A 13,856-nucleotide genomic window follows, 5' to 3' on the forward strand; every position below is an offset into this window, starting at 1 on the left:
CCCTGGGGCCGGTCTCCCGGGGACACGTCCTCCTGGGGCCGCAGCAGCACCTTCCCGACCTTCGGGTCGCCCGACCCCACCAGCTCGATGGCGTGGCCGAACTCGGCGAGCGGCAGCTCGTGCGTCACCAGCGGCAGCGGGTCGAGCAGTCCGGCGCCGAAGACCCGGACCGTGTGCGCCCAGGCGTCCGGCGGCGCCCCGAAGACGGTGTGCACCTCCACCTGCCGCACCACCAGGTCGGTCGGGTCGAGGCCGTCGGCGCCCGGGGCCGGGATGCCGGTCAGCACCAGCCGCCCGCCGCGCCGCAGCAGCGCGGCGGCGGTGCGGGCCGCGTCGGCCGACCCGGCCGTCTCGATCACCACGTCGAAGTCGTCGGGCAGCTCCCGGTCCTTGGTCCGGAAGTCGCTCGCGCCGTAACCGCGGGACAGCTCCTCCCGGTCGGCACGGGTGCCGACGACCAGCAGCTCGGCCGGAGAACCGGCGGCGAGGAACTGCACGGCGAACATGCCGAGCGTCCCCGTGCCGACGACCGCGACCCGCTCGCCGGGGCGGGCGTTCGCCTTGAGCGCGGCGGCGGCGACGCAGGCGGCCGGCTCCAGCAGGGCGGCGGCCGTCAGATCGGCGTCGTCCGGCAGGACGTGCAGCAGCCGGGCGGGAAGGGTCAGCGTGGCGGCCATGGCGCCCGGCTGGGTGAACCCGGTCTCCTCGTACCCGGCCGTGCACAGGGTCGTCTCGCCCGCGTGGCAGCGGTCGCAGACCTGGCAGTTGCGGAACCCCTCGCCGACCACCTTGCGGCCGACCAGCCCGGCCGGCACGCCCGCGCCGACCGCCGCCACCGTGCCGGACCACTCGTGGCCCGGGGTGAGCGGGTAACGGACGTACCCCTCGGGCCGGTTGCCCTGGTGGACCTCGCGGTCGCTGCCGCAGATGCCGACGGCGTGCACCCGCACCAGCGCCTCACCGGCGGCCGGGTCGCGCGGCGTGTGTGCCACCACCCGGTGCTCGCCGGGGGCGTCGATGACGACCTCGGTGCTCACGCCTGGGCGCCCTTCGGCTTGCGCTGCTCCCAGCCCTCGGCCCACAGGTCGAACCGGGCCTGCTGCTGCGGGAACTCGGCCGCCGCGTCGATGTCCAGCTCGACCCCGAGGCCCGGGGCGTCGGACAGGTGGAAGCAGCCGTCCTCCGGGTCCACCTGCGGGGCGCCCTTCACGACCTTCTTGATCTCCGCGTCCGCGAAGTCGTTGAAGTGCTCCAGGATCTTGAAGTTCGGCGCGGTGAAGCCGACCTGGAGGGAGGCGGCGGTGAGCACCGGGCCGCCCACGTTGTGCGGGGCGACCAGCGTGTAGTGGGTCTCGGCGGTGGCGGCGAGCTTGCGGGTCTCCCAGATGCCGCCGAGGTGGCCGACGTCCGGCTGGATGATGTCGACCGACTGGTCCTCGAACAGCTCGCGGAACTCGATCCGGTCGTGGATGCGCTCACCGGTCGCGATCGGCATGTCGACCTTCTCGGCGACCTTCCGCAGCGCCTTGAGGTTCTCCGGCGGCACCGGTTCCTCCAGCCACGCGGGCTTGAACGGCGCCAGCTCGTGCGCGAGGCGTACGGCGGTGGCGGGCGAGAACCGGCCGTGCATCTCCAGCATCAGCTCGGCGTCCGGCCCGATCGCGTCGCGCACGGCCTCGATCAGCGACACGGCGTAAAGGGTCTGCTGGTGGTCCAGCTCGAAGTGCCCGGTCCCGAACGGGTCGATCTTCAGCGCCCGGTACCCGCGCTCCATGACCCCCTGCGCGGCCTTGTGGTACGCCTCGGGCGTCCGCTCGGTGGTGTACCACCCGTTGGCGTACGCCTTCACCTTGTCGGTGACCTTGCCGCCCAGGAGCTGCCACACCGGCACACCGAGGGCCTTGCCCTTGATGTCCCAGCACGCCATCTCGACGACCGCGATGCCGGACATCACGATCTCACCCGCGCGGCCGTAGTCGCCGTACTTCATCCGCCGCACGAGATCCTCGACAGCGAACGGGTCCGAGCCGAGAATGTGGTTGGCCTCGGCCTCCTTCAGATAGCCGAGGAGGGCGTCGGTGTGCCCCAGCATCCGGGTCTCGCCGACTCCGGTGAGCCCTTCGTCGGTGTGCACCTGGACGTAGGTCAGGTTGCGCCACGGCGTCCCGACCACGTGCGTGCTGATTCCGGTGATGCGCACGGCAGTTGCCCTCCGCTTCGTTCGATATTTCGTCACTCGTTCGAAATGCTGGCGTGACAGTAAGGAGAGCACGGCGGGAGTGTCAATGGGTAGGACACATAACGGTTTCGGGAGTTTCGAAACCCGGTCCGGCCGGAATACACCGGGTGACGGCGGGTTACCACACAACCTTCACAGGCGGCTCTAGGAACCCGCCCCGCGCGGAACTTAACCTTCCCGCGTCATGGACTACTGCCTCCCGTGCCGACGGCACCTCAACGGCGCCCTCGCCTGCCCGGGGTGCGGCACCCCAGCCGACCACCTCCCGCCCACCGACGCACACGACTCCACCCCGGCCGACGCCCCGGCCGACCCGACTGCCCAGGGTGATCCGGCCGATCCGGGCGCCGGCCGCCGCGACCGCAAGGCCGCCGCCCACCGGCGCCGGCGCCGCCGCACCCTGCTGATGGCGGCGGGTTTCGTCCTGGCGGCAGGCGGCCTGAGCCTCGCCGAACTGGGCACCGACGCACTGCACCCACCGTCGCACCCCACGGCGGAGGACCAGGACCCGTCCGAGGGCGGGACCTCGACGGGGGAGCCCGGCGAGACGTCCCTCCCCGCCTCCGAGACCTCCGGACCCACGGGTTCACCGTCCCCGAACGCGTCCTCGGACTCCGCCTCGTCCTCCTCCTCGGACACGGCGCCCCCGACGGAGGGCGACTCGACCCCGGCCGACGAGACGCCGCCGGACCGGAACCCGGCCGCCACCACCCCGGCGCACACCCCGGCCGACCCCACGGACCGGCCCCCTTCGGCAACGGGCCCGGCGGACACCCCGACACCACCCCCGACCACCTCCCCGAGCGACGACCCCACATCGCCCGACCCGACGCCTTCGGAGACGTGCGATCAGGTGTTGTGGTGGTGCTCCTAGGTGGCGCTTCTGGGCGAGCCGCCGCGGCCGTTCGAGTGGTTGCCGACATGACCGGGCGGATACCGTTGCCCGGAACGGGAGTTGACGGCTGAACTCAGCGGGTCGGTCCCGTCCTGTCATCCCGCCCGGACCGCCCGGACCGGGCGGCACGGGGAAGACGGTGGGGACATGGCCATGTCAGGGGCGGCGCGGGCCTGGGTCGTCGTGACGGCGGTGGTGGCGGGGCTGGCCTCGGCCGCGCTGGTGGCGGTCGCGGTCCTGGCGGATCTGGACACCGCCGGACAGGCCGCGAGCGTGGCGGGCGCGGTGGTGGGCCTGCTCGCCCTGGTGGTCTCCGTGCTCGCCCTGTTCCGCACCGGCGCCCCGGCCGCGGGGGCCCGGTCGGTCCAGTCCGGCGGCGGCGTCGGCCGCGCGATCACCGGCGACCGCAACCGCCTCCGGTCCACGGCGCCCCCCACCCCCGCGTCTTCCCCTGGTACCGCTGCTACCGCCGTCCCGGGAGAGCGGGGCGTGTCCGCCGCGGGGGGTGTCGGCCACGCCGTCACCGGCGACGAGAACGAGGAGTCGTGAAGTGGTGGCGGGGCCCGCGCAGGACCGCCGAGTCACCCGTCCGGGAGAGGGAGACCGGCCCTGGTCCTGGCGCCGGGGCGACGGCCGGGCGCGGGACGTCCTTGGGTAAGCGGGCGGTCGACGCCGACGGGGATCTCGGCGTGGTCATCACCGGCGACCACAACAGCACCACCACGATCATGGGCGACGTGATCGTGCGGGGCGCGAGCAAGGCGGCGCCTTCGGTGTACGAGGCGGAGATCCGCATCCTCGCGGCGGCGCACTTCGAGGGCAGGGAGGACGAACTCGCCGCGATGAGCGCCTTCGCCGTCGGCGCGGACCCGCACGGCACCGGGTACTGGCGCTGGCTGGCCCCGGCCTGGTCGGGCAAGACGGCCCTGATGGCACAGTTCGCCCTGAACCCCCCGGCGGACGTCGACGTACTGGCCTTCTTCATCACCGCCCGGCTGGCCGGCCGCTCCGACCGCACCGCCTTCCTGTCCACGCTGCAACAGCAGTTGCGCGCCTACCTGGAAGACAGCGATGTCGACTGCGGTGGGTACGGCGGCTTCCACGACGCTCTGCGCCGCGCCGCCGAGCGGGCCCTGAACAGCGGGCGACAGCTCGTGCTGGTGGTCGACGGCATGGACGAGGACAGCGGCGTCGAGTCCGCCTTCGCGGGGTACAGCATCGCCGGCCTGCTTCCGCGTACCCCGCCCGACGGCCTGCGGGTGATCGTCGCCGGCCGGCCCAACCCGCCCGTGCCCAGCGATGTGTCCCCCGGCCATCCGCTGCGTACGCCCCTCATCAACCACGACCTCGCCGAGTCGGCCGCCGCCCGCGTGGTGCGCGAGGACGCCGAACGCAGCCTGAACGCCATGATCGCCGCGGCAGGCGTCTCCCTCGACCTCGTCGGCCTGACCTCCGCGGCCGGTGGCGGACTCAGCGCCGCCGACTTCGCGCTCCTGGTCCGGGACCGTACCGCCCGGCACATCGAAGCGGTCCTCGGCGGGGCGACGGGGCGCTCCTTCCAGCTCCGCCCCGCGCAGTGGACCCTCAGCGACGGCCGGCGCCCGTCCCTGTACTCGTTCGCGCACCAGGAACTCCTGGTCGGCGCACGCCAGATGCTGCGCCCCTCCGTGCTGGGCGACTACCGGTCGCGCGTGCACGACTTCATCGACTCCCACCGGGAGCAGGGGTGGCCGGCGGACACCCCGGAGTACGCGTTGACGGGCTATCCGCAGATGCTGCGCGAGCAGCGCGACACCCGACGGCTGACCGACCTCGCGACCGACCCGGCACGGCACGAGCGGTTGTGGCTCACCACCGGAAGCGACGCCGGGGCCCTCACCGAGATCGCCGACGCCTTCGCCCTGCACCGGGCCGAACCGGAGGCCGACCTGGTCTCCTGCGTCCGCCTGTCACACTGCCGCGAGGAACTGGGGCACAAGGCGCTGAGCTTTCCCGCCATGGCCCTCACCGTGCTGGCCAAACTCGGGCACGGCCGCAAGGCGGCGGCGCTGCTCACCGCTCGGGTGGCGTTCTCCCCCCATGAGGCTTGGCTGTTCGAGCCCGTGCTGCGAGAAGCGCTGGTCACCGGGGAAGCGGAGCTCGTCCTGAGCGCCGTACACGCCCTGGTCGAACCCTCGATCCGGGACACGGCCCTCCGGAGCTGCGCCGAGGCGATGGCGGTCTCGGGGCAGATCGACCGGGCCGCCGCGCTGGCGCGCTCGATCGGCGGCGCGGGGGAGCGGGCCTGGGCCTTCGTGGTGGTGGCGCGAGAGGTGCTGAGAGCGGGGCGGCCGGAACAGGCCGCCGGCCTCGCTCGTGAGGCCGCCGAGGCGGTGTCCGCCATGACGGACACGGTGGAGGGGTTCCGGGTGGGTGCCGAGGTCGCGGAGGTGTGGGTGGCAGCGGGGCGGCCGGACGAGGCCGCGGCCCTTGCCCGTACCGCGGCAGGGGCGGTTGTCGCGCTGCGCTATGCGGAGCACCGGGAGCAGGCTTCGCACTCGTTGGCGGTCATGCTGGCGAGGGCGGGACAACGGGAGGAAGCCATTCGCCTCGTGCGCACGATCGGTGACGGGGAGCGCCGGTCGGAGGCGTTGGTCGAGGTGGCCCAGGTGTTGGTGGAGACGGAGCGGCCGGGTGAGGCCGCCGACCTGGCCCGTGAGGCGGCGAAGGTGGCGGACGAACTCAGCGATGCGGACGACAGGGGGCGGGCGTACAGCGGGGCGGCGTTCGTGCTGCTGAGGGCGGGCCGGCGGGAGGAAGCCGTCCGGGCCGCACGCCGGATCGGTGATCCGGAGCGCCGGTCACGCGCGTGGACCGACATGATGAGAGTGCTCGTGGAGGCGGGGCAGGGAGTGGCGGCCGCCGGTCTGGCTGATGAGGCCGCCGAGGCGGCACGGACCGTGGACGCTTCGGAAGTCCGCGTAAGCATGCTTACTCGCCTGGCGAAGACGTGGGTGGAGGCGGGGCGACTGGAGGAAGCCGTCTCCCTCGCGAGTTCGATCGGCGATCCCGGGCCACGCGCCACAGCTCTGAGCGACGTGGCACGGACCATGGCGGCGCACGGACACACGGAAGAGGCGATACGGCACGGCCTGGCCGCCGCCGACCTGGTCGAAGGGGTCAGTGACCCGAAGGCGCGGGTCGCCACGCTGACGCTCGTGGCGCCCGCCCTTCAGCAGGCCGGGCGGACGGAGGAAGCCGCGCGTTTCGCCCGCACCGCCGCCGAGACCGCGCTCACCGTCAGTGCTCCCGCGGCCCGGGCCTCGTCCCTGGTCGACGTGGCACGGGTGTTGGCCGACCTCGGACAGACGGACGACGCCACGCGGTGCGTCGATGTCGCCATCGACGTGGCCCGCTCCGCACCCGTTCCCTCCCGTACGACCTCCCGCGTCCTGCGGTTGGCTCGGGCCCTGGCCGGGACGGGACGTACCCGGGAAGCCGTGGGGCTCGCCCGGACCGCTGTCGACGAAGCGCCCGCGATCATGGATCCGGGGACCCGGGCCAGGGTGCTGGGCAGCGCGGTGGGAGTGCTGACGGAGCTGGAGCAGTGGGACGAGGCGGACCGGCTCACCGAGACGTTCCTCCGGGAGGCCCGCGACCACGTCGACGCCGACGATCAGGCGACGGATCTGGCGGACGTGGTCGACATCCTGGCGGAGAAGGGACGCACGGACCAGGCCGTACGCCTCGCCCGTACTGCCGCCGACCTGGCCCGCACCGCGCCCAACCCCGTATGGCGGGCTTGGGCACAGGTGGCGGTGGCGAGAGCACTGGCCAAGGGGCCGTGCGCCGACGAGAGCATCCGGCTCGCGGACACCATCACCAAGCCGGACGACCGGGCGACGGCGCTGGCGGCCGCGGCCGGAGCGTTGGCCGAGGCGGGGCGGACGGAGGAAGCCGTCCGTCTGGCGTACCGGGCCGCCGACCTGGCCCGCACCGCGCCCGATGCCACCGGCCGCGTCAGGGCACTGGTGAGTGTGGGACGTGCGCTGGTGATGATCGGCCGACCGGACGAAGCGGTCGACCTGGTGGACGCCATCGCCGACGAGGAGGAGACCGTGTCGCGGGAGGAGGGCGCCGGCGCCCTGGCGGGAGTGGCGGAAGCCCTGGCGGAAGCGGGCCGGAACCAGGAGGCGGTCCGGCTGGCGCGACGGGCCGCAGGCCTCGCCCGCACCGCGCCGGACGCCGCGAACCGCGCCGGGACGTGGGTCGGCGCGGCCAAGGCACTGGCCAAGGTGGACGATCCCGACGGGGCCGTAGAGGTCGCCCGCACCATCACCGCACCGTCCCAGCAGGCCAGGGCGCTGGTGGCGGCCGCCCAGGCGCGGGGCCGCACCTCCGAGGGCAGGTCACTGCTCCGCTGGGCACTGTCCCTCCATTCGCACGAATCCTTCCTCGCGGAGTTGGCGACGCTGTGCCCCGAGGCGCTGGACGAGGCACTGCGCTGCGCCCGACCGCCGACACCTTGACACGGCGCGTCACGCCGAAGCCTGAGCGGAAGTCTCCGACTCGTCCGCGTCAACCGCTCCTGTGCGCGCGGACCCGTGGGTCTTGAAGGCCACCCAGGCTCACGCAGTACTCCCTGCCGGGCGGCGCTCCGTGCAGGAGCGCGTTCGTGGCCAACTCGGAGACGCACAGCGTTATGTCGTCCACCTGATCGGTGTGACCCCAGTCCGAGAGAACCTCGCGGACGAAGGTACGGGCGTCGCGCACAGAGGCGCGCGAGCGCGGGAAACGACACTGCCGTGACAAGGGCACGATGGGCCACCTCGGGATCTGGGGCGTCCGACGATCGCAACCATACTGCCTTTCGCGAATAGTGGCTAGGTGGCCGATGTCGCGGGGAACGCGTGGGCGTAGTCGCCTAACGTTGAGGGTCCGCGTGGGGTCCGTACCGGCCGTGAGGAGGGCTTCGTGAGTGCGAGCAGTTGGGTCAGCGCGTCCTTGCCGTATCTGATGCCTCGGGCGGAGGGACAGGGTGATGCCTGGGGCGCCGAGGCCGCGGCGCGCGGCGGCCGGGGGAGCCAGCGCATCGTGCACGCCGGCGAGGTGCGGGCACCCGATGAGGTGGCGGCGCTGCTCGGCATCGAGGAGGGGGAGCCGGTCGTGGTGCGTCGGCGCGTGATCCTCCTCGACGGGCGGCCGAACGAGCTGACCGACACGTACTACCCGATGCCCATCGCCCAGGGCACCGCACTCGCCCGCACCGCGAAGATCCCCGGCGGAGCCGTCACCCTGCTCGCCGAACTCGGCCACGTCGGAGTCCTGGTGACCGAGGACGTCGTGGCCGGGCTGCCGGGGGAGGAGGAGCGCCAGACGTTGGAGACCGGGCCGGACGAACCGGTCCTCCGGCTCACCCGGCTGACCCTGGACCGCGACGACCGTCCGATCCAGGTCGACCGTATGGTGATGCCTGCTTCACGGCAGAGACTGCGCTACCAGATCAGGATCGGATGACCGTGCCCAAGGCAGAAACGGAAGCCGTCGACCGTCGCTCGCTGCACGAGCGGATCGCGGCCGATCTGCGTGACGACATCATGAGCGGTGAACTGACGCCGGGATCGAGTCTGCCCTCGACGGCACAACTCAAGGAGCGTTTCGACGCCTCGAACGCCACAGTGCAGAAGGCGCTGCGACTTCTCAAGGAGGAGAGCTTGGTGGTCGGCAGGGCGGGAGCCTCGGTCACCGTCCGGGAGCATCGGCGGCGGACGGTTCGCCTCGCCGCACTCATGACCCCGGGCAGCCCCGATGAGCCCTATCGCTGGCTCACGGAGGCGGCCAGGCACGGCACGCACGCCCGGAGCGTCCTGCGTGACGTCGCGGAGGTCCGCCCGCCCGCCGACGTCCGGTCCGCCCTCGGTCTCCCGGTGGACGGCACGGCGCTGCTGCGCAGCCAGCTCCTCATGATCGACGACGAGCCGGCGGAGCTGGTCGACTGCTACTACCCGGTGGGCATCGCCCGGGGTACGGCACTGGCGGAGCGCCGCAGGATCAAGGGCGGAGCCCCCGCGCTGCCGACGGAACTGGGTCATCCCCCGCGTCGCAGTGTGGACCGCGTCTCCGCGAGGATTCCGACCCAGGAGCAGTACCAGGCCCTCCGCCTCACCAGCAGCACGCCGGTCCTGCGCACCCTCCGGGTCGTCCACGGCGACGAGGGCGGTCCCGTCGAGGTGACGGTCATGGTGAAGGCCGGACACCTCTACGAATTGCGGTACGAGTTCGACGTGGAGTGAGACGCCCCCGGCGGGAGGCGGGCGTCTCAGGCGGGGGAGTCGGCCTCCGGGCCCGCGTCAGCGCCCAGCATCCTCCGCAACAACCCCCGCAGCGCCTCCCGTTCCTCCCCCGACAGGGCCGCCAGTGGCTCCCGGGCGAAGCGGAGCGACTCGCGTAGGTCGCGGGCGGCCCGGCGGCCCTCCTCCGTCGCCGCCGCCACCTTCACGCGACGGTCGTTCGGGTCCGGGCGGCGCTCCACCAGCCCCCGCGCCTCCAGCCGGTCCACGATGCCCGTCACGTTCGACGGCTCGCACTTCAGGCGTTTGGCCAGCTTCCGCATCGGGAGCGGTTCCAGGGAGAGCAGGCTCAGCAGCCGCGCCTGCGCGCCGGTCAGCGCACGCTCGCCGGCCGCCTCCTCGTAGTCGGCGTAGAAACGGGCCACGACGTCACCGATCAGCTCCACGACTTCCATGGTCAGTGCGTCGGGGCGGCGGGTCGGGTACTCGGAGGCCATGGCTCCAGGGTAGTACGTGTTGTTTGACAAGCTGAAAAGTTCAGGAGCATGGTTGTTTCAGGTAGTGAAACAACTGACCGATCCACTCCCGATCCGCTCCCGATCCGTTCCAGCAGAAAGGCGCCCCCACATGAGCGACTCCACCGCACTCCCCACCGTGAACCGCGAGTGGCACCTCCTCGCCCGCCCCGTCGGCTGGCCCAAGACCGAGGACTACGAGCTGGTCGAGGCCGAGGTCCCCACCCCCGGTGAGGGCCAGGTGCTCGTACGCAACCTGTACCTGTCCGTCGACCCGTACATGCGCGGCCGGATGAGCGCCGCCAAGTCCTACGTCGCCCCCTTCGAGCTGAACAAGGTCATGCAGGGCGGCGCGGTCGGTGAGGTCGTCGCCTCCAACGCCGAGGGCATCGCCGTCGGCGACCACGTCCTGCACTTCTTCGGCTGGCGCGAGTACGCCGCCGTGGACGCGAAGAACGCCGTCAAGGTCGACCCCGACGCCGCGCCGCTCTCGACGTACCTCGGCGTGCTCGGCATGACCGGCCTGACCGCCTACGCCGGTCTGCTGCGCACCGCCTCCTTCAAGGAGGGCGACTCGGTCTTCGTCTCCGGCGCCGCCGGCGCGGTCGGCGGCCAGGTCGGGCAGATCGCCAAGCTGAAGGGCGCCTCGCGGGTCATCGGCTCGGCCGGCTCCGACGAGAAGGTCAAGCTCCTCAAGGAGGAGTACGGCTTCGACGCCGCCTTCAACTACAAGGACGGCGACGTCAGCGGCCAGCTCCGCGCCGCCGCCCCCGACGGTGTCGACGTCTACTTCGACAACGTCGGCGGCGACCACCTGGAGGCGGCGATCGGCTCCCTCAACCGGGACGGCCGGATCGCGGTCTGCGGCATGATCTCCCTCTACAACAACACCGAGCCCGCCCCCGGCCCGAAGAACCTCGCCCGGCTCATCCAGACCCGCGGCCGCATCGAGGGCTTCCTCGTCGGCGACCACTACGACCTCCAGCCGCAGTTCGTCGAGGAGGTCGGTCCCTGGGTCCGCGATGGCCGGCTGAAGTACCGCGAGACGGTCGTCGAGGGCATCGAGAACAACCTGGAGGCGTTCTTCGGCGTCCTGCGTGGCGACAACACCGGGAAGATGATCGTCAAGCTCTGACGCCTCCGGCGCCCTCCCGTACCCCCTCACCCTTCCCTGTTGTTTTCGGTATGCGGTAAGTTAATTCCGAAATCCGTCGGTGATCGTGGGCGCGAGTCCCGGCGGACCGACGAGGAGGACACCCCGCATGCCGATTCAGCAGTCCGAGGTCCTGTACACCGCCGTCGCCACCGCCGAGAACGGCCGGGACGGCCGGGTGGCCACCGACGACGGCAAGCTCGACGTGGTCGTCAACCCGCCGAAGGAGATGGGCGGCAGCGGCGCCGGCACCAACCCCGAGCAGCTCTTCGCCGCCGGGTACAGCGCCTGCTTCCAGGGCGCCCTCGCCGTCGTCGCCCGCCAGGAGGGCGCCGACGTCTCCGGCTCGACCGTCACCGCGAAGGTCGGGATCGGCAAGAACGACGAGGGCTTCGGCATCATCGTGGAGATCTCCGCCGCGCTCCCGAACGTCGACGCCGCCACCGCCCGGGAGCTGCTGGAGAAGGCCCACCAGGTCTGCCCGTACTCCAAGGCGACCCGGGGCAACATCACGGTCACGCTTGCCTAGACCCCGTCCCCGGGCCCGGCGCCGGCCGATAGAGTTCGGCCCATGCGTGATCTTGGGGCGGGATTCGGCCATCTCCTGAAGGGCCAGCGCTGGGTTGCCCGGCACGGCAAGAGCTACGGCTTCGGTCTGCTGCCGGGCCTGATCACCCTCGTGCTGTACGCGGCGGCGCTGGTGGCGCTGGCGCTGTGGGGCGCGGACTTCGTCGGCTGGGCCACCCCCTTCGCCGACGACTGGTCGAGCCCGTGGCTCGGCCTCTTCCGCGGCTTCCTCACCGCCGTCCTCTTCGCCCTCGCCCTGCTCCTCGCGGTCCTCACCTTCACCGCGGTGACCCTGCTGGTCGGCCAGCCCTTCTACGAGAGCCTCTCCGAGCGGGTCGACCGGGACGTCTCCCCGGACGGCATCGCCCCCGAGTCCGACCTGCCGCTCTGGCGGGAGCTGTGGATCTCCGGCCGGGACAGCCTGCGCGTGCTCGTGCGGGCCCTCGTCTGGGGCGTGCTGCTGTTCGCCTGCGGTTTCATCCCGGTCGTCGGGCAGACGGTGGTGCCGGTGATCGGGTTCTTCGTCACCGGCTTCTTCCTCACCGAGGAACTGGCCTCCGTCGCCCTCCAGCGGCGCGGCGTCGAACTCCGTGACCGCCTGGCCCTGCTGCGCTCCCGCAAGATGCTGGTCTGGGGCTTCGGCACGCCGCTGGGCCTCGCCTTCCTGGTGCCGGTCGTCGCGGTGTTCCTGATGCCGGGCGCGGTCGCCGGCGCCACCCTCCTCGCCCGCGAACTGCTGGGCGAGGAGACCCGCGAAGGGGCGGGCGATCACGATCCGGCGGGCGACGTGGCGGCCGGCCCCGTGATCAGCCCCGCGCCCGGTCCGTCCGCGCCCGGTCCGTCCGCGCCCGGTCCGTCCGCGCCCGGTCCGTACGGCCCGCCGCGCTGACCGCCACCGCCACGATCTCCCGCACCTGCGCCACGATGTCCAGCCGGTCGCGCACGAACTCGGCGTCGGTGACCTCGGTGGTGTTGCCCGCCCCGAACTGGAGCACCGGCGTGTGCACATGCCCGCCGGGGAGCCGGTCGCCGAGCCCGAGCCGGTCCCGCAGCAGCGTCACCCGGTAGGCGATCTCGTTGGACAGGTAGTCCCCGCCGCCCCCGGCCCGCGCCGTCGAGCCGGGAGTGGGCCCCTGCGGCCGTACGACCGGCACGGTCCCGCCCGCCGGGATCTCGGTCACGCTCGTGTTGTCGTACACCGGGAACCGCCCGGTCGCCGCCGCCACGATCTCGGCGTACGGCAGGGTCGTCGTCGTCCACTGCGGCTGGGTGGCCGGGTCGGTGACCGGGATCGTCTCCGTGCGCGAGACGTTCTCGTTGTCCGCGAAGCCGCCCCGCCAGGCCCCGTTGGTCCGCTCCACGTCGAAGCGCCCCACCCGCCCCTGGCTCACGGTCGTGAACAGGTCCGCCCGGGGCAGATACGGCCGCAGCGCCCGCTCCACGGTCCCCTCGGCGAAGTCCCGCCAGCGCACCGGGAACACGGCCGTCTCCACCCGCGCCGGACCCGCCGCCGTCTCGATCACCGTGCCGTCCAGGGCGAGCGCGGCGGCCCCCGAGGGGTTGGAGATCCGGATGTCCCGGTCCAGGGTGAACGGGTCGAAGCCGGTGACCACAACCCGCTTGAGCCCCTTGCCGCGCGGCAGCCGGATGTCGTCCTGGCCGCGCGAGGCCCGCTCCAGCGCGGACAGCAGCGCGGCCCGCCGTTCCTCGCCGAGCCCGAACCGGGGGTCCCAGGACCGTAGTTCACGGGTCATGCCCAGCCGCGCCCAGTACAGCGGCCGGTCGTCGTCCCGGCTCAGTGCCTGTGGCAGGTCCCCGCGCGCCGGACCCCGCCCCTGTACCCGGTCCACCGCCCGCCGCCACAGCGCCTCGCCCTGCCGGGAGACCACACGCCGCGCCTCGGCCCAGGAACCGGCCCGGTCGAGGCTCCTGGCGAACGCGGGCGCCACCGCGTCGAACCCGGACCGCCGCAGGATCTCCTGCGGAACCGCCCGGTCGAGCCGCAGCTCCTCGACGGTGGGGGAGGAGGCGGCGCCCACAGCGGCCTCCGCCCCCGCCGCCATCCCCGGCCCCGTTGCCGCTGTCGCCGGCGCTATGAGCCCCGCCGCCAGGGCCACTCCCAGTACGCCGATCCGAACACGTATGCCGTTCAAGGAAATTCGGGTCCCTTCCGTCGCCGCGGGGTGCGTCCGTGAACGGCGGCAGTATGGCGTGGCGG

11 protein-coding genes and 1 pseudogene are annotated in these 13,856 nt (G+C 72.7%); 8 read left to right on the plus strand and 4 right to left on the minus strand.

The features are described from left to right. Positions 1–35: 35 nt before the first annotated feature. Both ABEB00_RS10725 and ABEB00_RS10730 read right to left on the minus strand, forming a co-directional pair. A pseudogene (locus tag ABEB00_RS10725) lies at positions 36–1,037 on the minus strand (zinc-dependent alcohol dehydrogenase); the annotation flags it as partial. Then, positions 1,034–2,200, minus strand: a complete 1,167-nt coding sequence (locus ABEB00_RS10730) for a mandelate racemase/muconate lactonizing enzyme family protein (RefSeq protein ID WP_345619057.1) — start codon at positions 2,198–2,200, stop codon at positions 1,034–1,036. The pseudogene ABEB00_RS10725 and the gene ABEB00_RS10730, both read right to left, overlap by 4 nt. Before the next feature lie 223 nt (positions 2,201–2,423). Here ABEB00_RS10730 and ABEB00_RS10735 point away from each other — a divergent pair, with 223 nt between their 5' ends. From ABEB00_RS10735 to ABEB00_RS10755, 5 genes are all read left to right on the plus strand, one after another. Then, entirely contained in the window at positions 2,424–3,113 is a 690-nt protein-coding gene (locus tag ABEB00_RS10735) for an SCO2400 family protein (protein WP_345619059.1), read from the plus strand. Positions 3,114–3,281: 168 nt separating this feature from the next. Then, positions 3,282–3,683: a hypothetical protein gene (locus tag ABEB00_RS10740; protein WP_345619061.1), complete on the plus strand. Its 402-nt coding sequence runs from the start codon at positions 3,282–3,284 to the stop codon at positions 3,681–3,683. 101 nt (positions 3,684–3,784) lie between these two features. Next, positions 3,785–7,642: a hypothetical protein gene (locus tag ABEB00_RS10745; RefSeq protein WP_345619063.1), complete on the plus strand. Its 3,858-nt coding sequence runs from the start codon at positions 3,785–3,787 to the stop codon at positions 7,640–7,642. A gap of 445 nt (positions 7,643–8,087) precedes the next feature. After that, complete coding sequence (locus tag ABEB00_RS10750; protein ID WP_345619064.1) at positions 8,088–8,630, plus strand: GntR family transcriptional regulator; 543 nt, start codon at positions 8,088–8,090, stop codon at positions 8,628–8,630. Continuing rightward, positions 8,627–9,406 (plus strand): GntR family transcriptional regulator, encoded by a 780-nt coding sequence (locus ABEB00_RS10755; RefSeq protein WP_345619066.1) that lies wholly within the window; start codon positions 8,627–8,629, stop codon positions 9,404–9,406. Before ABEB00_RS10750 ends, ABEB00_RS10755 begins: the two co-directional genes overlap by 4 nt. Before the next feature lie 26 nt (positions 9,407–9,432). On the opposite strand, the gene ABEB00_RS10760 is transcribed toward ABEB00_RS10755, so the two are convergent. Next, positions 9,433–9,900: a MarR family winged helix-turn-helix transcriptional regulator gene (locus ABEB00_RS10760; RefSeq protein ID WP_345619068.1), complete on the minus strand. Its 468-nt coding sequence runs from the start codon at positions 9,898–9,900 to the stop codon at positions 9,433–9,435. 130 nt (positions 9,901–10,030) lie between these two features. Here ABEB00_RS10760 and ABEB00_RS10765 point away from each other — a divergent pair, with 130 nt between their 5' ends. From ABEB00_RS10765 to ABEB00_RS10775, 3 genes are all read left to right on the plus strand, one after another. Beyond that, positions 10,031–11,053 carry an NADP-dependent oxidoreductase gene (locus ABEB00_RS10765; protein WP_345619069.1) on the plus strand — a complete coding sequence of 341 codons (1,023 nt, stop codon included), beginning with the start codon at positions 10,031–10,033 and terminating at the stop codon, positions 11,051–11,053. Between the two features lie 127 nt (positions 11,054–11,180). Further along, positions 11,181–11,600, plus strand: coding sequence for an organic hydroperoxide resistance protein (locus ABEB00_RS10770; protein ID WP_345619071.1), 420 nt, complete (start codon positions 11,181–11,183; stop codon positions 11,598–11,600). A gap of 42 nt (positions 11,601–11,642) precedes the next feature. Beyond that, positions 11,643–12,527: an EI24 domain-containing protein gene (locus ABEB00_RS10775; protein WP_345619072.1), complete on the plus strand. Its 885-nt coding sequence runs from the start codon at positions 11,643–11,645 to the stop codon at positions 12,525–12,527. Here ABEB00_RS10775 and ABEB00_RS10780 read toward each other — a convergent pair. Beyond that, the gene (locus ABEB00_RS10780; RefSeq protein ID WP_345619073.1) at positions 12,445–13,791 is read right to left on the minus strand and encodes a pyroglutamyl-peptidase I; all 1,347 of its coding nucleotides are present in this window, start codon (positions 13,789–13,791) and stop codon (positions 12,445–12,447) included. The two genes, ABEB00_RS10775 and ABEB00_RS10780, sit on opposite strands and share 83 nt — an antisense overlap. Between the last annotated feature and the right edge of the window lie 65 nt (positions 13,792–13,856).

This window comes from Streptomyces ziwulingensis (assembly GCF_039542605.1).
GTDB classification, from domain to species: Bacteria; Actinomycetota; Actinomycetes; order Streptomycetales; family Streptomycetaceae; genus Streptomyces; species Streptomyces ziwulingensis.

Coding starts and splice junctions, on each gene's coding strand:
- ABEB00_RS10755 (WP_345619066.1), top strand. CDS start 8,627: ATGACCGTGCCCAAGGCAGAAACGGAAGCCGTCGACCGTCGCTCGCTG.
- ABEB00_RS10735 (WP_345619059.1), top strand. CDS start 2,424: ATGGACTACTGCCTCCCGTGCCGACGGCACCTCAACGGCGCCCTCGCC.
- ABEB00_RS10740 (WP_345619061.1), top strand. CDS start 3,282: ATGGCCATGTCAGGGGCGGCGCGGGCCTGGGTCGTCGTGACGGCGGTG.
- ABEB00_RS10765 (WP_345619069.1), top strand. CDS start 10,031: ATGAGCGACTCCACCGCACTCCCCACCGTGAACCGCGAGTGGCACCTC.
- ABEB00_RS10770 (WP_345619071.1), top strand. CDS start 11,181: ATGCCGATTCAGCAGTCCGAGGTCCTGTACACCGCCGTCGCCACCGCC.
- ABEB00_RS10760 (WP_345619068.1), bottom strand. CDS start 9,900: ATGGCCTCCGAGTACCCGACCCGCCGCCCCGACGCACTGACCATGGAA.
- ABEB00_RS10775 (WP_345619072.1), top strand. CDS start 11,643: ATGCGTGATCTTGGGGCGGGATTCGGCCATCTCCTGAAGGGCCAGCGC.